This is a genomic window from Mycobacterium kansasii ATCC 12478, assembly GCF_000157895.3.
Taxonomy (GTDB): Bacteria; Actinomycetota; Actinomycetes; order Mycobacteriales; family Mycobacteriaceae; genus Mycobacterium; species Mycobacterium kansasii.
Map to the genome: position 1 here is coordinate 192,878 of NC_022663.1, position 16,881 is coordinate 209,758.

General features: G+C 66.0%; 17 protein-coding genes and 2 pseudogenes. 8 read left to right on the plus strand and 11 right to left on the minus strand.

What is annotated here, in order from left to right; all coding sequences use genetic code 11:
• A complete protein-coding gene (locus MKAN_RS00845; protein WP_230589240.1) occupies positions 1–1,197 on the minus strand; it encodes an MFS transporter in 1,197 nt (398 codons plus the stop codon).
• A gap of 140 nt (positions 1,198–1,337) precedes the next feature.
• Between MKAN_RS00845 and MKAN_RS00850 the strand changes: the two genes are divergently transcribed.
• Together MKAN_RS00850 and MKAN_RS00855 are read left to right on the plus strand one after the other, a co-directional pair.
• The gene (locus MKAN_RS00850) at positions 1,338–2,405 is read left to right on the plus strand and encodes an amidohydrolase family protein (RefSeq protein WP_023364262.1); all 1,068 of its coding nucleotides are present in this window, start codon (positions 1,338–1,340) and stop codon (positions 2,403–2,405) included.
• Between the two features lie 15 nt (positions 2,406–2,420).
• A complete protein-coding gene (locus MKAN_RS00855; RefSeq protein WP_023364264.1) occupies positions 2,421–2,819 on the plus strand; it encodes a phage holin family protein in 399 nt (132 codons plus the stop codon).
• 8 nt (positions 2,820–2,827) lie between these two features.
• On the opposite strand, the gene MKAN_RS00860 is transcribed toward MKAN_RS00855, so the two are convergent.
• Positions 2,828–3,619: an enoyl-CoA hydratase/isomerase family protein gene (locus MKAN_RS00860; RefSeq protein ID WP_023364266.1), complete on the minus strand. Its 792-nt coding sequence runs from the start codon at positions 3,617–3,619 to the stop codon at positions 2,828–2,830.
• A 274-nt stretch (positions 3,620–3,893) separates the two neighbouring features.
• Here MKAN_RS00860 and MKAN_RS00865 point away from each other — a divergent pair.
• Positions 3,894–4,323, plus strand: a pseudogene (locus MKAN_RS00865) (anti-sigma factor antagonist); the annotation flags it as partial.
• Here the strand turns inward: MKAN_RS00865 and MKAN_RS00870 are convergent.
• Both MKAN_RS00870 and MKAN_RS00875 read right to left on the minus strand, forming a co-directional pair.
• Positions 4,320–5,282 (minus strand): FAD-dependent oxidoreductase, encoded by a 963-nt coding sequence (locus MKAN_RS00870; RefSeq protein WP_036394070.1) that lies wholly within the window; start codon positions 5,280–5,282, stop codon positions 4,320–4,322. The pseudogene MKAN_RS00865 and the gene MKAN_RS00870 sit on opposite strands and share 4 nt — an antisense overlap.
• An 18-nt stretch (positions 5,283–5,300) precedes the next feature.
• A complete protein-coding gene (locus MKAN_RS00875) occupies positions 5,301–5,765 on the minus strand; it encodes a hypothetical protein (protein ID WP_023364272.1) in 465 nt (154 codons plus the stop codon).
• A gap of 254 nt (positions 5,766–6,019) precedes the next feature.
• On the opposite strand from MKAN_RS00875, the gene MKAN_RS00880 reads away from it, so the two are divergent.
• The gene (locus tag MKAN_RS00880; RefSeq protein WP_023364274.1) at positions 6,020–6,334 is read left to right on the plus strand and encodes a hypothetical protein; all 315 of its coding nucleotides are present in this window, start codon (positions 6,020–6,022) and stop codon (positions 6,332–6,334) included.
• A gap of 41 nt (positions 6,335–6,375) precedes the next feature.
• Here the strand turns inward: MKAN_RS00880 and MKAN_RS00885 are convergent, their stop codons facing one another.
• The 4 genes from MKAN_RS00885 to MKAN_RS00900 form a co-directional block, all read right to left on the minus strand.
• Entirely contained in the window at positions 6,376–6,873 is a 498-nt protein-coding gene (locus MKAN_RS00885) for an SRPBCC family protein (RefSeq protein WP_023364275.1), read from the minus strand.
• On the minus strand, positions 6,873–7,514 hold the full coding sequence (locus MKAN_RS00890; RefSeq protein ID WP_023364278.1) for a nitroreductase family protein: 642 nt from the start codon (positions 7,512–7,514) through the stop codon (positions 6,873–6,875). Before MKAN_RS00890 ends, MKAN_RS00885 begins: the two co-directional genes overlap by 1 nt.
• A gap of 18 nt (positions 7,515–7,532) precedes the next feature.
• Entirely contained in the window at positions 7,533–8,024 is a 492-nt protein-coding gene (locus tag MKAN_RS00895) for a carboxymuconolactone decarboxylase family protein (RefSeq protein WP_023364279.1), read from the minus strand.
• A gap of 521 nt (positions 8,025–8,545) precedes the next feature.
• Positions 8,546–9,505, minus strand: a complete 960-nt coding sequence (locus MKAN_RS00900; protein WP_023364283.1) for an NAD(P)H-dependent flavin oxidoreductase — start codon at positions 9,503–9,505, stop codon at positions 8,546–8,548.
• 381 nt (positions 9,506–9,886) lie between these two features.
• Between MKAN_RS00900 and MKAN_RS00905 the strand changes: the two genes are divergently transcribed.
• Entirely contained in the window at positions 9,887–10,888 is a 1,002-nt protein-coding gene (locus MKAN_RS00905; protein WP_036394183.1) for a DUF732 domain-containing protein, read from the plus strand.
• 24 nt (positions 10,889–10,912) lie between these two features.
• Positions 10,913–11,262 (plus strand): annotated as a pseudogene (locus MKAN_RS29075) (NAD(P)/FAD-dependent oxidoreductase); the annotation flags it as partial.
• Positions 11,263–11,275: 13 nt separating this feature from the next.
• On the opposite strand, the gene MKAN_RS00915 reads toward MKAN_RS29075, so the two are convergent.
• The 3 genes from MKAN_RS00915 to MKAN_RS00925 form a co-directional block, all read right to left on the minus strand.
• The gene (locus MKAN_RS00915) at positions 11,276–11,878 is read right to left on the minus strand and encodes a YbhB/YbcL family Raf kinase inhibitor-like protein (protein WP_023364289.1); all 603 of its coding nucleotides are present in this window, start codon (positions 11,876–11,878) and stop codon (positions 11,276–11,278) included.
• Between the two features lie 93 nt (positions 11,879–11,971).
• Entirely contained in the window at positions 11,972–12,418 is a 447-nt protein-coding gene (locus MKAN_RS00920; protein WP_023364291.1) for an SRPBCC family protein, read from the minus strand.
• Positions 12,419–12,490: 72 nt separating this feature from the next.
• On the minus strand, positions 12,491–13,495 hold the full coding sequence (locus MKAN_RS00925; RefSeq protein ID WP_023364293.1) for a zinc-binding dehydrogenase: 1,005 nt from the start codon (positions 13,493–13,495) through the stop codon (positions 12,491–12,493).
• A gap of 165 nt (positions 13,496–13,660) precedes the next feature.
• Between MKAN_RS00925 and MKAN_RS00930 the strand changes: the two genes are divergently transcribed.
• Together MKAN_RS00930 and aceA are read left to right on the plus strand one after the other, a co-directional pair.
• On the plus strand, positions 13,661–14,380 hold the full coding sequence (locus MKAN_RS00930) for an MBL fold metallo-hydrolase (protein WP_023364295.1): 720 nt from the start codon (positions 13,661–13,663) through the stop codon (positions 14,378–14,380).
• Between the two features lie 168 nt (positions 14,381–14,548).
• A complete protein-coding gene (gene aceA / locus MKAN_RS00935) occupies positions 14,549–16,849 on the plus strand; it encodes an isocitrate lyase ICL2 (RefSeq protein WP_023364297.1) in 2,301 nt (766 codons plus the stop codon).
• Positions 16,850–16,881: the final 32 nt, after the last annotated feature.

A 16,881-nucleotide genomic window follows, 5' to 3' on the forward strand; every position in this document is an offset into this window, starting at 1 on the left:
CTACGCGACTTGCGTTGGGACAAGCGCACTTTCAGCAGTGCCGAATCGGATACCGGTGGCGTCCTTACCGACCATGGCCAGGATCGCGACCATGGTCAACACCGGCACGATCGTCACCGCCAGCGCAAACGGATACCCGTGCGATGTCGCCAGATGTTCCTGAATCGGCAGGTTCAGCGCCGCCAGCAGGTTACCGAGCTGATAGGTCACGCCGGGGTACAGGCCGCGAATGGCATCCGGCGACATCTCGGTGAGGTGCGCGGGAATCACCCCCCAGGCGCCCTGCACACAGACCTGCATCAGGAACGAACCCAGACACAGCATCGCCGCGGTCCGGGAGTACGCGAACAGCGGCACGATCGGCAGCCCCAACACCGCGCAGAACGCGATCGTGTAGCGGCGGCCGAATCGCTGTGACAGCGTGCCGAACACCAGCCCGCCGATGATGGCGCCGACGTTGTAGACGACCGCGATCCAGCGGGCGGTCACGGTCGACAGCCCCGCCCCGTGGTCGGTGGTCGCGGTCAAGAAGGTGGGGTAGACGTCCTGGGTGCCGTGGCTCATCCAGTTGAAGGCGGTCATCAGCAACACCAGATAAAAGAACCGGCGGATGATCCGCGCGTTGCGCAGCACATCGCGAATCCGGGTCTTGGTGAGCCGCATTCGGCTCTGCGCGGCTTCCCACACCTCGGATTCCTTCACCCGGTAGCGGATGATCAGGCTGATCAGCGCCGGGATGATGGAAAGGCCGAACAGCCAGCGCCACGACAGATCCAGCCAGTTCATCACCACCAGGCAGGCCAGGGTGGCCAGCAGGTAGCCGAACGCGTAGCCCTCCTGCAGCAGGCCCGAGAAGAAGCCGCGCCGACCGACCGGAACCTTCTCCATGGCCAGCGCCGCACCCAGCCCCCACTCGCCGCCCATGCCGATGCCGTACAGCAGGCGCAGGATCACCAGCACGGTGAAGTTGGGCGCGAAGGCGCACAGAAATCCGACCACCGAATACAACGTCACGTCGACCATGAGCGGGATCCGCCGGCCCACGCGGTCGGCCCACAGCCCGAACAGCAGCGCACCCACGGGGCGCATGGCCAGGGTGGCCGTCGTGACAAACGCGACCTCAGTCTTGGTGTGGTGGAAGGTCTTCGCGATGTCGGCATAGACCAGCACCACGATGAAGTAGTCGAAGGCGTCCATCGTCCAGCCCAGGAACGCCGCAATGAACGAGTTTCGCTGGTCGACGGTCAGCCCCGCTGTTGTCACGTCAGCATCGTGCAGCACGGGTGCCACCCCGCGCACCTTGGGGTATGAAAGGCGCGCGAGTAACTTCGGAAGACATGCGAATCATCGATGCCGACGGACACGTCGCCGAAAACCCGTCACTGGCTATCGAAGCACTCAAGCGCTGGCCGCAGTACGTCCAAGCCAGCAGCGACGGGCGGCCCGGACTGAGAATCGAAGGCCGCAACTACCCGGAGGACACGGGACCCGGCGCCGGCTGCCCGCCCCAGCACGGGATCACCACGGCAGGCGACCTCCACACCGCGACCACCGACGGCGTGCTCGGTGACGCCGACCGCGATCACCTCGACACGATGGTGCTGTATCCCAGCCTCGGATTGTGCGTGCCCAGCCTGGAAAACCCGGATTTCGCAGCGGGTTTCGCACGTCTGTACAACCAGTGGATCGCCGATTTCTGTGCGCCGTCCAACGGCCGGCTGCGCGGCGTGGCCGTGACCCCGATCGAACACGGCCAGGTGGCCATCGACATCATGGCCGAAGCCAAAGACCTCGGGCTGGTCGCCACCCTGGTGCCGCCGGCACTCAAGACCCGCAACCTCGACCATCCTGACCTCGACCCGTTCTACGCCGCCGCCGTCGAACTGCAGATGCCGCTCGGCATTCACGGCGCCCCCGGTATTCATCTGCCCAAGATCGGCGTGGACCGCTTCACCAACTACATCCAGGTGCACTGCATCAGTTTTCCGTTCGATCAGATGACGGCGATGACCGCGCTGGTTTCCGGAGGCGTCTTCGAACGCCATCCCCAATTGCGGGTCGCCTTCCTCGAAGCGGGCGCCGGCTGGGTGCCGTTCTTCATCGACCGCCTGCACGAGCATTACGAAAAGCGCGGCGACTGGATCGAGGGCGGGTGGCGCCATGACCCCCACGACTACTGGCGGGCCGGCAATATCTGGGTGACCTGTGAGCCCGAGGAGCCGATCCTGCCGGGCGTGATCGACGTACTCGGCGACGATTTCATCATGTTCGCCAGCGACTACCCGCACTGGGACGGCGAATGGCCGGAGAGCACAAAGCATCTGCGTACCCGCTCCGACATCAGCGAAGAGTCGCGGGAAAAGATCGGCGGCCGCAACGCCCAGCGCTTCTACGCGCTGAATTAATGGCAGGATCGGCGTATGGGCCCTTTTCTGGTTCGTGCGGCGTTGACGGGGTTTGCGTTGTGGGTGGTCACCCTGTGCGTTCCGGGGGTGCGCTTTGTCGGCGGTGATACGACGCTGCAGCGGGTCCTCATCATCTTCGTCGTCGCGGTGATCTTCGGATTGGTTAATGCGATCATCAAGCCGATCGTGCAATTGCTGTCGATCCCCCTGTACATCCTCACCCTGGGTCTTTTTCACATCGTGATCAATGCGTTCATGCTCTGGATCACCGCCCAAATCACCAAGGACACCACGCATTGGGGCCTGCAGATCGACCATTTCTGGTGGAGCGCGATCTGGGCGGCGATCCTGTTGTCGATCGTGAGCTGGCTACTGTCGCTGCTGACTCGCCGCGCCGCGCGCAGTCGCAGTTAGCTGACCGGTCAGCGCGCCCGCCATCGCGGCGGTCGCTTCTCGGCAAAAGCGCGCGGCCCCTCTTTGGCGTCCTCGGTCTCGAAGATTCGGTCGCTGTGACGAGTCTCGTTGTCGTATGCGGACTCGAGGTCGAATGCCAGGCCTTCGACGGCGGATTGCTTGGTTGCCGACACCGCCAGCGGCGCATTGGCGGCAATCCGCGCCGCGTAGTCATAAGCGGTATCCATCAGCCGGTCCGCGGCGACCACGCGGTTGATCAGCCCCATGGCCAGCGCGCGCTCCGCATCCACCAGGTCGGCCGTCAGCAGCAGCTCCATCGCAAACGCGTAGGGAATCTGGCGCGGCAGTCGCACGGTGCTACCGCCACCCGCGAAAAGTCCGCGTTTGGGCTCCATCACCGCGAACCGCGCCTCGGGTACGGCCACCCGGATGTCGGTCAGGCCCAGCATTTCGAAGCCGCCCGCGACACACGTGCCGTTCACCGCGGCGACGATCGGCTTGTACACCGGGAAGCGATGCAAGACGGCGTGGATAGCGTCGTCCTTGTTCCACCCTTCGGGCCGGGGAAGATCCCCGGTCAGCTCGGGGATGAACTTCTTGAGGTCGGCTCCGGTACAGAAGTCGTGCCCGACGCCGGTGATGACGGCGACCCAGGCATTGGCGTCATCGCGAAAGGCGGCCCAGGCGTGGGCGAGGTCGCGGAAATGCGCCATGTCGAGAGAGTTGCGCGCCTCGGGCCGGTTGATTGTGATGGTGACAATGTGGTCGAGGTGGTCATGCTGCGTGTAATCGATGCTCACCGCGTTATTGGCCGGTTTCTCTTAGCAGTAGCAAGCTTTGATCAGATAGTAGTGATGTCGCCCGGCCCGCTGGTCGCAGGGCCAAGAACGTGCCCGCCGTCATGAATTCCGCAAAATTTGGTTTTAGACATCCTTCTTTTTCAGGATCTGTTACACATATGCTTACTACCACTGTGAAAACAGGGCACTCCTAGCCAGGACGATCACCCGCGCGCCTTCCCACAGCGAGGACGGCAGCATTTGGCACCACACGACGGACGGGACGTTGCACAAGATGGACACTGTCGCGCTCGGAGCATCCTCCGGTCCCGCGAGCACGCGGCTGAGTTTGCAACTAGGTGACGCGCAAAGCGGTCTGCGGGCGGTCACCGAATCTACCGGCTCGGCTGTTGTGGTCCACGTCGGTGGTGACATCGATGCCAGTAACGAGGCAGTCTGGCAACGGTTGGTGACCCGCAGCGCCGCCATCGCCGTCGCGCCGGGTCCGTTTGTCATCGACGTCAGAGACCTTGAGTTCATGGGGTCGTGCGCGTATGCCGTACTGGCGCAGGAATCGGTGCGGTGCCGCCGTCGTGGCGTGAACCTGCGGCTGGTCAGCAACCAGCCGATCGTGGCCCGCACGATCGCCGCGTGCGGCCTGCGTCGCCTGCTGCCGATGTACAGCTCGGTCGAGAACGCGCTGGCGCCGCCGGCCTGACGCTCATTGCGCGCCGACGAGGCGCGCCACCTCCCGCGCACATCCCCACGACAGCGTTACTCCGTTGGCGCTGTGACCGTAGTTGTGGATACACCGCGCCCGGCCGAGCGGCTCGGATTCCACCCGCACCGACGGGCGATCGGGACGCAGCCCGGTGATCGTCTCGATCACCGCGGCCTGGCCAAGCCGCGGCTCGATCCGCCGGCAGCGCTGCAGGATCCGTCCGGTCACCGCGGGGTCCGCAGTCGTGTCCCAGCGGTCGGCGATACTGATGCCGCCGCAGACCACGCGCTGCGGGTGGGGGAAGTAGCAGACCCATTCCGGGGCGTCGTTGCGTTCCAGAAATATCTGCTGCAGACCGGGATTGGCCATGACAACATGCTGGCCGAACAGCGGCCGCAACGTGTCGTCGCCGGTCAGCTCTGCGGCGCCGAGACCGGCACAGTTCACCACGATCGGTGCGGCCTCGGTGGCCTCGGCCAGCGACCGTACCGGATGGATCTCGATCTCGCAGCCGGCCGCGGCCAACCGCTTGGTCAGGTAGTCGAGGTAGTGGGGCATGTCGATCATGGGCAGCGTGGAGCGAAACCCCGCCGGAAAGCCTTCGGGTATTTCGGCCGGATCGGCCGGCCGAAGGTCGGGGATCAACGCGACCTGCGGCGGCAGCGCCGCGTCCACGGGTAAGTCACCGACAGTAAGGGCAGGTGCCATGCGCACTCCGGTGGCTGGGTCCTTGGCGAGTTCGCCGAACACGCGCAGCGATTCCGCCGCCCAAGCCAACGTCTTGGCGACAGGCTCGGTGAATACCGGGCCCCACACGGCCCCGGCCACCGCCGAGGTCGTGTCCTGCGGCATCGCGGCGGTCCAGACCTGCACCGGCCACCCCGCTTCGGCCAGGCACAGCGCTGAAGTCAATCCGCTGACGCCGGCACCGATGACGACGACCTGTTGCACACGGTCAGCCACAGCAGCGCTACCCGGCCGTCAGGACTGTGGCACCCGTTGGCCGGTCGGGCCAAGCAGCCCGTTGAGGATCGCCAGATCGGTTTGCAGCTGGGCACCTGCCGCGGGCCCCGGAACTTCCGCCGGCGCGGTGCCCTCGCCGGTGATCTGCCAGGGCTGGCATCCGGATGTCCTGAATGCCTTGTCGGTCGGCTCGATCTGTACAACCTGCGGCTTCTTGCTCAGGGCATTGTCGAGCAGCGCGCCTTCGGGATTGCCTAACCGCTTCCAATAACAGGTGCCGTTCCCGACAGGTCCGGCAGAGCTGTAGGTGCCCGGCGCGATGTCCGTGCCCACCGTATAGGTGCCGTCGTGATCGATGGTCGTCTTGGGTGCAGACGGCGGCGCCGGCTGGGGGTCGGCGGCGGCCACGCCGGCGGATCCGGCCCAGCCCGCGAGGATCAGCCCCGCAACGAGAAATCGGGCGGCCGGCGCCTTCGAACTCATAGCTCAGCAGCCTACCGGGACGGGCAGCCAATTTCGAACCGCCGGCTCGGTGCGAATCACTCGCAACGGTGAGGACCGACCACGTGGCGCGTGTGGAATCGCAGGCAAGACCAGCCGGCACGACCGGCGATCGTCGTTTGCGTGAACGGGGGTTGGGGTATCCACCATGACTGCGGGCGCCTAGCGGGACCATGGTGGGCCGCAACGCAACTGGAGTCGACGACACAGGTGACGGGGTCGAGGGAGGGGAGGACATGATGCTGTGGCTTGCCGTGCCGCTCATTGTGGCGGGTGTGGCGTCGTTTGCCGTGGGCTTTGTGCTTGTCACGAACGGCACCGCGGTGGCGCCACGGCGCCGCACCGACGAAGACCCAACCGGTATCAAGAGGGCCGCCTCGCGGGTGGCGTGGCCGGACGTATTCCGGCGAATGCCCAATAGTTTCGCCGTCACGCTGGACGAAAACGCCGACCGCAGTGACCGGCTCGCGGCGGTTGGGTCCCTCTGTGTGCTGATTGCCGTCCTGGCCTGGTGCATCGCCGTCTTGGCGTTGATCACCACCTTCGTGTGAGTCCGAAGTTAACGCAGCACTCCCCGGCGCCGGAAGCCAGATCACGGGTCCAGTCGGGTGACCCGCCCGGCGCAACCCAGCGCATGCTCGTAGGTCTTGAGGTTGTCGCGCGAAATAGCCGCGTGCACAGGGCGTTCGAGGAAGCAGCGCAGCACCGGGTGGTAGGCGTGGTACGTCTCGTGAAAGGTCAGCACCGTTGTGCCGTCGGGCTGTTCGTCGAGTTGGTGATAGCCCTCGGCGCGCGACCATAGCGGCGCGCCGACGGCCACATACCGTGACAGCTTGTTGATCTTTGCCTCCGTGACGGTCTCGAACGACCGCCCCTTACCACCGGACAGCAGGTACTTGGGCACCTCGAAAATGCAGGTGCGGACCAGACCTTCGCCGGCCTCGTCTCCTTCGTGCAAAATCTCCATGCTGCCCGTCGGCCACCTGAGCACCCTCGGACGCGCAGAATTCGGCGGCGCGGGCGGATGCAGCACCCGCCACACCTTGTTCGGGGGCGCATCGACGTGAAATCGCACGGTGTAGGACTGCATCAGCTTTCTCCAACAGGCTGTTCCCAGGCATCCCAATAAGTGACGGTCTCCACGGGCGGCCGCGCGGCCGGACGGAAGTCGGTGCCGATGGTGTAGGCGACCGGGAACAGCGCAGCCTGGGTGACCGTGTCCGGGATTCCGAGCACCCCGGCCACCTCTTTCTCCTTTGCCAGATGCATCGTCGTCCACACCGATCCCAAGCCGCGGGATCGCAGCGCAAGCAGGAAGCTCCAGCCGGCCGGGATGATCGACGCCCAGGCCGACGCGGCGACCAGCCGGTTACTTTCGTCGATGCGCCGCTGCAGGCAGGGAATGACATGCACCGGAACACGGGCCAGCGTCTCGGTTAGGCCGAGCGCGCTGCGATACACCCGCTGGGTCTGCGGATCGGATGCGGTGGCCGCGGCCCGGGCGAGATACTCGGCGCCGACGCTGCGGTAGATGTCGGCGACCGCCGCACGCTTGTCGGCGTCGGTGATCACCAGCCAGCGCCAATCCTGGGCATTGCTGGCGGTAGGGGCCTGGGTGGCCAGCCGCAGGCACTCGAGAATCACCTCACGGCCCACCGGCCGGTTCAGATCGAGGCGTCGGCGTACCGACCGCGTGGTGGTGAGCAGCTCGTCGACCGAGGCTAGGTCCACGTGAAGTCCATTTGTCTCCTAGATGTCCATCGCGCAGGACTGGTCGACCCCGAGCACCGTCAGCGAACGCCCCAGGCCCAGGAACACCGCGACGCACAGCGTCAGATCGAGGATCTCCGCATCGGAGAACAGCGCCCGCAGCCGCCCGAAGAATGCGTCGTCCAGCGACGCGTGGTCGATGGCGAAGCGCTCGGCGAACTCGATGGCAAGACGTTGGCGTGGCGTGTAGCCGGGGTAGCCGGCGTAGTCCGCGACGTGGTCGTAGAGCTCGGCTGCCGGGGCTTTCGGGCCGGCGTCCCGCAGTGACGGCGCACGGAAGCCCGAGCACGCGACGCAGTCGTTGATCTGGGCGATACGCATCCTGGCCAGCTCGCGCTCGTCGGCCGGCATGATGCTCTGCTGGTATGCGCCACGGATCATCCGCTCGACCATGCCACCGAGCTCGGGACGCAGCCTCCAGATCATCGCGGCTTCGCCGCCGGGACCGTCCGGCACGTCAAGTCGGGCCATGCGCGAACTCCTGCCGGGTAAATACGACTACCGATCGCAGCAAACCAGATTCTCGGCTTGACTGTCCAGATGTGCGTCGCAGTCCCGGGCCGGGTGCGCGGCCAGGTGGCGGGCTGGGCCGAACCGCGGGCGGTGGCCGCCGGCTGGCTCGCCTCGCCGAACACCCACTCGGCCGTTGAAACATCGAGTCTTCACGGCATCGGTTCTGCGGCCACGGCATCGGTTCTGCGGCTATAGGCGCCATGTGCGACTTGGTGGCGCGGTGAGCGCAGGCTCGATATCACCTCGGCAGGGTCAGCGACGCGGCGCCGGAATCAACGTGCCAAATAAGCGGCATGAACGACCGCCCCCGAACCCGTCACAACACTCGGTCCAAGCGCGCCGACAAGCACGCCTGTTGACCTGCTGACCAACGATATTCCGCCCGAGCACCGGGGACCGGGCAGCTACATGTACGAGGCGCTGAAATATCGCGACCAGTGGCAGAGCCGGCTGCTGCGCACATCGGCGTGGTCGCCGCTTTACTGATTCAGGATTCGTGCGGCGTCGCGGACCATGCGATGCACGATCTCAGCGGCGGGGCGAACGTCGTGGACGAGTCCTACCGCCTCGCCGACGAGTACCGTGATGACGTCGAAATCCTCTGCCGCAGCCGCTCTTTCGAATTCTTTACGCACGTCCGGCAACCGGGCCGACAATTCGGCCTCGTGGCCGTGCCACCTCGCTGTCAAGGCGTTGCCGACCATCCGGGCGTCGTATTCCTCGGGCCAATCACGCTGCCGCACAATGTCATAAACCCTGGTGCGCACGGTGTCGTCACCGCCGGCCGCGATGCCCCGCTGCCGGGCCCGCGGTGACACCAGCGCCTCGGTCGCCGCCCAGAACCGGGTGCCGACGAGCACGCCGTCGGCCCCGAGCGCCAGCGCGGCGGCCAGTCCACGGCCGTCGGCGACGCCGCCGGCGGCCACTACCAGCGTTTCCGCCGAGCGTTGCGCTACGAGGTCGACGACGTCGGGCACCAGCGTGAACGTCGAACGGGCACCCATTCCGTGCCCGCCCGCCTCGCCACCCTGGGCGACGATGATTTGTGCGCCGGCTGCCAGGGCAAGGCGCGCCTGGTGAAGAGTTTGCACCTGAGCGGTCAGCGGAACTCCGGCGCCGCGAATGCGCTCGGCGAACGGCGTCAGATCGCCGAACGACAGCATGATGGTCGCGGGTTGCTGCGCCAGAGCGTTGTCGAGCAGCCCGGGGTTACGTGCCAGGCTCCAGGTGATGAACCCGTATCCGACTCGCGCCCCGTCGGTTTCGTCGATCTGGGCTAGCAGCCAATCGGCTTCGCCGTAGCCGCCGCCGACGAGACCCAGACCCCCGGCTGCGGTCACCGCCGCCGCGAGCCTGCCCCCGGAAACCAGGGCCATCGGCGCTAGCAGTATCGGATATTCGATCCCGAAGAATTCGGTCAGGCGGGTGCTCAGCGACATTGCCACACTCCTTCGAGTTCTCCGGTGAGTAACGAGCCCGGCCAAGGCCGAAAGAGCAGTCCTCTTGGCCGTTTTGGGTGACCGAGACAATCAGAGGCCACACCGTCTGCATGCTGCAGCTGTCGCCGCTGGATACCCTTTTCAGGTTAACGGCAGCGAAGCGCGCCGGCTCGCAGCGGCTTGGGCAGGCGACCTGCGGCACTGTCCAAGCTAAGGGTCTTTCGCCCCTACCCAGGTGGGGTATATGTGTGGCATGCTGCGAATGCGGACAAGAAGATACGGAGGTATCCCGGGAAACCTGACCAGATAGCCACTCGTGCGGCGTAAATCGCGATCCAAAGCCCGCCAAGTGACGCCTCTAGCGGAATGGAAGCCCCTGCCATGTTCAGCGGCATCACTAGTCACGTCGGCGCCCTGGTTACCGCCGTCGTGGTGGTAACCGGCACAGCAATTCTCCGGGGCGGCGCAGCAGCGGCCGACCCGAATCAGGACGATCAGTTTCTGGCACTGCTCGAGAAGAAAGAAATCCCTGTCCTCTCAAATGTGCCCCGCGTGATCGCCGCAGCCCACAAAGTTTGTCGCAAACTCGATGGCGGCATGCCGGTGGACGACATAGTCGACGGGCTGCGCAATGACGCGTACAACATGGACCCGACCTTGCACCAATACCCGCCCAGGCGCGTCACGTCCACCATGACCCGATTCGTCATTGCGGCGGTGGAGATCTACTGTCCGTACGACCGGGGCAAGATCGCTTCCATCACGGCTACTCCGGCGCCGCAATCGAATGAACCGACCCGCTGGATCGCCACGTACACCCGAGACGCAGTCAATGTGGGATGCCAGGTACTGACGACGCCGGCGCTGGACATGACCAACATGCCGGCTACGTGGCACGAACCGACCGGCGTCGCTACGACGCGGCTGCCGTTGACGGATAGCGGTGTTGCCATGGCGGGCCGCTACGGAAACCGGTCGGCCGGTAACGCACTTGGCGCCATGCTGGCCTCGCTGCTCGCGGCGGTTCCCGAGGGCGATCCGCAGCTACCGAGCCCGCCGCAAACTCCGGCACCACCGCCGCCGACCGCGCACATCGTGACACCGCCCGCGCCGGCCGCGACACCGCCGCCATCAAGACAATCGCCGCCGCCACCGCAAGAACCGCCACCACCGCAAGAGCCGCCACCACCGCAAGAGCCGCCACCAGCACCGCAAGAGGTGGAGCCTCCCGCTGATGCTCCTCAGCCCGGCGCCGGTGGCGGCGGCAGCGGCGGCAGCGGCGGTGGCGGCGGCAGCGGCGGTGGCGGCAACGGCGAAGCCGGTCCGGTGCAGCCGTCGCCGGCACGCCCCTCGCCGCCGGGCGTTATCAGGCTGGCGCCGTAGGGCGAGCGCGTTCGCCTAGGCGTCCCGTTCCAAGCCGACCGCAACCAACACGGCCACCTCAAAAATGAGATGGCTCAACGTGTTATCGACAACGTCAATGCTTCGCTCCGAACCTCAAAGGCGTCGCGATCGGCCAGATCATCTTCGCGCCGTACCACATACCATCGATGTTCGGAGCCCCCGCCGGCGATTTCTGCCACGGGCTGCTACACCCCGATTTGATGGACCCTAACCGGCCGGGCCCTAAAGGATTTCGCGACTTCCCGATTCCGATGGAGGGTCTGTATCCCGGCGGCGCCGGATGCCATGGTGGTCCCGGCATTACCTTCATTCCCGGTTACCACGCCGCCTATCAGGCACTGGAAGACCGGTAGCCGACGGGTTCGGTCAGCCTCCGAACGTTCCGGTGAGTTGGGCCTGCGCGGTGGTGGCTCGCGTTATCGCCTCAGCCGCCCGTAACCCAACCAATCCCGGGGGAAGTTGCAGCGTGGCCGGAAGCTGGTACAGGGTGAAGCGGTAGTGGTGCGTCCCGGTACCCGGCGGCGGGCAGGGCCCGCTGTATGCGGCCTGGCCACCCGAGTTCGGCAGGCTGGTGCCTCCGGCAGGAGTCTGACCATCCGCGGAGCTGCCGGCTCCGGGAGGGATTCCGATCACGATCCAGTGGACGTAGTTTCCCCCGACCGCGTCCGGATCATCGACAACCAACGCTGCCCCCAGCGGCGCGGACCAGCTCAGCGGCGGCGCGATGTTGGCCCCTTTGCAGGTGTATTGCACCGGGATAGGCGCGCCGTCGGCGAATGCGGGACTGCTGATCGTCAATGGCCCCCCGGCGGGTGCCGCCTTCGTCATGCCGGCCGTCAGCAGGGCCGGCGCCGACGAAGGCGTCCGGGGGGCGCCGTCGCCGCCGTGGCCAACTGATGCCAGCACCAGAGCCAGCCCCGTGAAAACCGGGGCAATCGACTTAAGTAGGTGCGCCGCTATGAGTTTCATATGGACAGTGTCGCGCGCAGCGACTGCGGAATAAAGCGGTTTCACCCGCCGGATGCCGCCGATCGGCGATTAACCGTGCGCCTCCGCCGCGCCTTAGCCGGCACGCCCCTTGACCGCTAACACCCGGTCACGAAGGCCTCGGGTAGCAGTGTCCATCACTCCTTTGGCGCCTCGTCGAACGACGAATCCCGGCAGTGGCACCAGCAGGTCTACGGTGAGATCGAACCGAACCCTGGTGGAATCGCCGTCCGGGGTCAGCGTGTAACGGCCCTGCTGCCTGCGTTGTTGTTTGGCGCTGACCAAGGTCCAGCTCACGCCGTCGTCGTGAACCGAGTAGTCCAGCACTTGCTCGTCGCCGATGCCGACGACCCTGACCTCCTGCCGAGATTTGGTCGGGCGGCCCTGATCGTCGCGCTCCAGGATTTCGACCTTTCGGTGAATCGAGGACCACTGCGGCAACGATTCGAGATCGAACAAAACGTCCAGGATTTCCTTGGGCGTCGCCTCGATGACGAGCTCGCGGGACTCGGTCACGGCCATGGGAGGAAACATAGCCAACTCCGCGCCGGCTAAAACAACGATCAACGGAGCTGCCAGCCGGCGTTTCAGTACTCAGGGGACCAGGACAACCTTGCCGATGTTCTCCCGTGCCGCCAGAATCCGGTGCGCTGCGGGCGCTTCCGCGAACGGCACAGCCGCATGAACGATCGGCCGGGCCGTACCCTCGCCAAGAGCCTCGCGCAGCGGCGTGATCCAGGGTTCGAGGGTGCCACGGTCGTCCCATAACCGCAGCATGTTGAGACCGATCACGGTTTTCGAGTCCTCGAGTTGCTTCATCAGATTGAAGCCGCGCAGCATCGACAACGCATGCGGAACCACCCGGCGCAACGAGCGCTTCTCGCCTTGTTGCATGTTCGAAATCCCGTATCCGACCAGCCTTCCCCCGGGGCGCAGCAGATCGTAGGACCGCCGCAGCGAGGTGCCGCCGAGTGCATCGAGCACGAGGTCGTAGGGGCCCAGGCCCTGCCACCAGCCGTCGCGGCGGTAGTCGATGGCACGATCCACGCCCAACTCGGCCAGCTTCGGGTGCTTTCCCGGCGAGGCGGTGCCGTGCACTTCGGCGCCGGCAGCCTTGGCGAATTGAATCGCCGCGATGCCCACCCCGCCCGCGGCCGCATGAACCAACACCCGCTCGCCGGCACGCAACGACCCGTATCCGTGCAGTGCCGCCCACGCGGTCGCGTAGTTCACCGGAACCGCGGCGCCCTGCTCGAAGGTCAACGCCTCGGGAAGCACCACCGAATCGGTCGCGGCCACGTTGACGATTTCGGCGTAGCCGCCGAATCGTGTTCCGGCCAGGACACGTTCGCCGACCCGGCTTTGGTCGACACCCTTGCCGACGGCCTCGACCGTCCCGGCGACCTCGTAGCCCACCACCGCCGGAAGCTTCGGTGCATCCGGGTACAGGCCGACTCGGGCGAGGTGGTCGGCGAAGTTCACACCGGCGGCGCGAACGGCAATCCGCAGCTGGCCCGGACCGGGTGGCGGCGGGTCGGGCCGTTGCTGCACCTGCAGCACCGATGGGTCACCATGCTTGGTGATAACGACTGCACGCATTTGTGTTCCTCCGAATCGGCTCGTCGAATCGCAGCACCCGGCCTTGCCGCAACCCCGCAAGCGGGGAGTCCCCTGTGATTGAACACGCCGGCAATCCGTTTGTCGCCGGTACCAAGCCGGAATGGCTGGGACGGCGCCGGGCTTCGCGGGCCTATCGTGTTAGCTGTGCACTACCGCTGGGAGCGGCTGACCGCAAGCGTGTATCGCTGCCGACTGCCGTTTTGCGACGTCACGGTCGGCCTGGTGGTGGGCCGCGGCACGGCGCTGCTGATCGACGCCGGCACCACGCTGGCTGAAGCGGCCGCGATCCAGGCCGACATCAGCCAGATCGCCCATTGTCGGGTAACACATATTGTCTTGACACACAAGCACTTTGACCACGTGCTGGGATCAGCCGGCTTCGCCGGCGCCCAGATATACGCTGCACCCGAGGTTGCGGACCATCTGTCGTCGGCGGCCGATCAGCTGCGCGCCCATGCACTGCAATACGGTGCCGACGCGGTGCAGATCGACCGCGCGATCGCCGCATTGCGGCCACCTCGGCGGGGTATCTACGACGCGGTAATCGATCTCGGCGGCCGCTCAGTCACGGTCACCCACCCGGGCGCCGGCCACACCACCGCGGACCTGGTGGTCGTGGTCCCGAGCGCAGCCGCCAGCGCCGAACCGGTCGTGGTCTTCACCGGTGACCTCGTCGAGGAGTCCGCCGATCCGCTGATCGACGCCGATTCCGATGTCGCGGCCTGGCCTGCGACGCTTGATCGGCTCCTGGCACTCGGCGGACCCGAGGCCATCTACGTCCCCGGCCACGGCAGCGTCGTCGACGCGGAGTTCGTCCGGCGTCAGCGGGATTGGTTGAGAGGGCCCGCCCTTGGACGTAACTGACCCGCAGTGACCTCGCGCTCCCGGGCGTGCCGGCTACCGGCCGCGCGGCCTCACCGCCGCGTCTCGAACCGGGCGGATAACCACCCGGTCAGCCGGTGAATTAACTGCCCAATCCAGGGATACACTCTCTGCGTCAGCGGAATCGGGCGCACAAAGGAGCGCAAGCCCATGGCTATCGCCGAAACGGACACTGCGGTCCGTACACCATTCGAGCAGGACTTCGACAAAGAGACAGCAGAGACGCAGCGATACTTCGACAGCGCCCGCTTCGCCGGAATCATCCGGCTCTACACTGCCCGGCAAGTCGTAGAACAGCGCGGCACAATCCCGGTCGACTACACCGTGGCTCGCACTGCGGCGGCAGCTTTCTACGAGCGCCTGCGCGAGCTTTTCGCCGCGAACAAGAGCATCACCACCTTCGGGCCCTACTCGCCGGGGCAGGCGGTGAGCATGAAGCGCATGGGCATCGAGGCGATCTACCTCGGCGGATGGGCAACCTCGGCCAAGGGTTCCACCACCGAAGATCCCGGCCCCGACCTGGCCAGCTATCCGCTGAGCCAGGTGCCCGACGACGCCGCCGTCCTGGTGCGCGCACTGCTGACCGCCGACCGCAACCAGGAGTATCTGCGGCTGAACATGACCGAACAGCAGCGCGCTGCGGCCCCGGTCTACGACTTCCGGCCGTTCATCATCGCCGACGCCGACACCGGCCACGGCGGTGATCCGCACGTTCGCAACCTGGTCCGCCGCTTCGTCGAGGTCGGCGTGCCGGGGTACCACATCGAGGACCAGCGCCCCGGCACCAAGAAGTGCGGTCACCAGGGCGGCAAGGTTCTGGTGCCGTCGGACGAGCAGATCAAGCGACTCAACGCCGCCCGATTCCAGCTCGACGTCATGGGGGTGCCCGGCATCATCGTCGCGCGCACCGACGCCGAGGCGGCCAACCTGATCGACAGCCGGGCCGACGAACGCGACCAGCCGTTCCTGCTGGGCGCCACCAACCTCAACATTCCCTCGTACAAAGCGTGTTTCCTGGCGATGCTGCGGCGCTTCCACGAACTGGGCGTCAAAGAATTGAACGGTCACCTTCTCTACGCGCTAGCCGAGGGCGAGTACGCGACGGCCACCGCCTGGCTCGAACGCCAAGGGATCATGGGCGTCATCACCGATGCCGTCAACACCTGGCGAGAAAACGGCATGACATCGATCGACGACCTCTTCGACCAGGTGGAGTCGCGGTTCGTGGCCGCCTGGGAGGACGACGCCGGGCTGATGACGTACGGCGAAGCCGTGGCCGACGTCCTCGCGTTCGGTGAGAGTGAAGGCGAATCCGTGGGCATGAGTCCCGAGGAATGGCGGGCGTTCGCCGGTCGCGCCTCGCTCTACGCCGCACGGACAAAGGCCAAGGAGTTGGGCGCCGACCCGGGGTGGGACTGCGAGCTGGCCAAGACCCCGGAGGGCTACTACCAGGTCCGTGGCGGCATTCCGTATGCGATCGCCAAATCGCTGGCGGCCGCACCGTTTGCCGACATCCTCTGGATGGAAACCAAGACCGCCGATCTGGCCGATGCCCGCCAATTCGCCGAGGCGATCCATGCCGAGTATCCCGACCAAATGCTGGCGTACAACCTTTCGCCGTCGTTCAACTGGGACACCACCGGTATGACCGACGAGGAGATGAAGCAGTTCCCCGTTGAGCTGGGCAAGATGGGCTTCGTCTTCAACTTCATCACCTACGGCGGACACCAAATCGACGGCGTCGCGGCCGAGGAGTTCGCCACCTCGCTGCAGCAGGACGGCATGCTTGCGCTGGCCCGCCTGCAGCGCAAGATGCGCCTGGTCGAGTCGCCCTACCGCACCCCGCAGACCCTGGTCGGCGGGCCGCGCAGCGACGCCGCACTGGCCGCCTCGTCTGGCCGGACGGCCACCACCAAGGCGATGGGCAAGGGCTCCACCCAGCATCAGCACCTAGTCCAGACCGAGGTGCCCAAGAAGCTGCTGGAGGAATGGCTAGCCCTGTGGAGCGAGCACTATCAGCTCGGTGAGAAGCTGCGGGTGCAATTGCGGCCCCGCCGCGCCGGCTCGGATGTGCTCGAGCTCGGGATCTACGGCAACGACGACGAGCCGCTGGCCAACGTCGTCTTCGACCCCATCAAGGACCGGCACGGCCGCAGCATTCTCACGGTGCGTGACCAGAACACGTTCGCCCAGAAGCTACGCCAGAAGCGGCTGATGACGTTGATCCACCTCTGGCTGGTCCACCGGTTCAAGGCCGACGCCGTCTACTACGTCACGCCGACCGAGGACAACCAGTACCAGACCTCAAAGATGAAGTCGCACGGCATCTTCAGCGAGGTCAACCAGGACGTCGGCGAGATCATCGTGGCCGAGGTGAACAAGCCGCGCATCGAGGAGCTGTTGACGGCCGACCGGGTGGCGCTGCGGCAGTTGATCACCAAGGAGGGGTAGGCGTCGGTCCTGGCGGCACCATTGTCCGGCTG

Bases quoted from the DNA above. Each gene is read 5' to 3' on its own strand.
- MKAN_RS00845 (WP_230589240.1), bottom strand. From the start codon at position 1,197: ATGGACGCCTTCGACTACTTCATCGTGGTGCTGGTCTATGCCGACATC.
- MKAN_RS00850 (WP_023364262.1), top strand. From the start codon at position 1,338: ATGCGAATCATCGATGCCGACGGACACGTCGCCGAAAACCCGTCACTG.
- MKAN_RS00855 (WP_023364264.1), top strand. From the start codon at position 2,421: ATGGGCCCTTTTCTGGTTCGTGCGGCGTTGACGGGGTTTGCGTTGTGG.
- MKAN_RS00875 (WP_023364272.1), bottom strand. From the start codon at position 5,765: ATGAGTTCGAAGGCGCCGGCCGCCCGATTTCTCGTTGCGGGGCTGATC.
- MKAN_RS00880 (WP_023364274.1), top strand. From the start codon at position 6,020: ATGATGCTGTGGCTTGCCGTGCCGCTCATTGTGGCGGGTGTGGCGTCG.
- MKAN_RS00885 (WP_023364275.1), bottom strand. From the start codon at position 6,873: ATGCAGTCCTACACCGTGCGATTTCACGTCGATGCGCCCCCGAACAAG.
- MKAN_RS00895 (WP_023364279.1), bottom strand. From the start codon at position 8,024: ATGGCCCGACTTGACGTGCCGGACGGTCCCGGCGGCGAAGCCGCGATG.
- MKAN_RS00900 (WP_023364283.1), bottom strand. From the start codon at position 9,505: ATGTCGCTGAGCACCCGCCTGACCGAATTCTTCGGGATCGAATATCCG.
- MKAN_RS00905 (WP_036394183.1), top strand. From the start codon at position 9,887: ATGTTCAGCGGCATCACTAGTCACGTCGGCGCCCTGGTTACCGCCGTC.
- MKAN_RS00915 (WP_023364289.1), bottom strand. From the start codon at position 11,878: ATGAAACTCATAGCGGCGCACCTACTTAAGTCGATTGCCCCGGTTTTC.
- MKAN_RS00920 (WP_023364291.1), bottom strand. From the start codon at position 12,418: ATGGCCGTGACCGAGTCCCGCGAGCTCGTCATCGAGGCGACGCCCAAG.
- MKAN_RS00925 (WP_023364293.1), bottom strand. From the start codon at position 13,495: ATGCGTGCAGTCGTTATCACCAAGCATGGTGACCCATCGGTGCTGCAG.
- aceA (WP_023364297.1), top strand. From the start codon at position 14,549: ATGGCTATCGCCGAAACGGACACTGCGGTCCGTACACCATTCGAGCAG.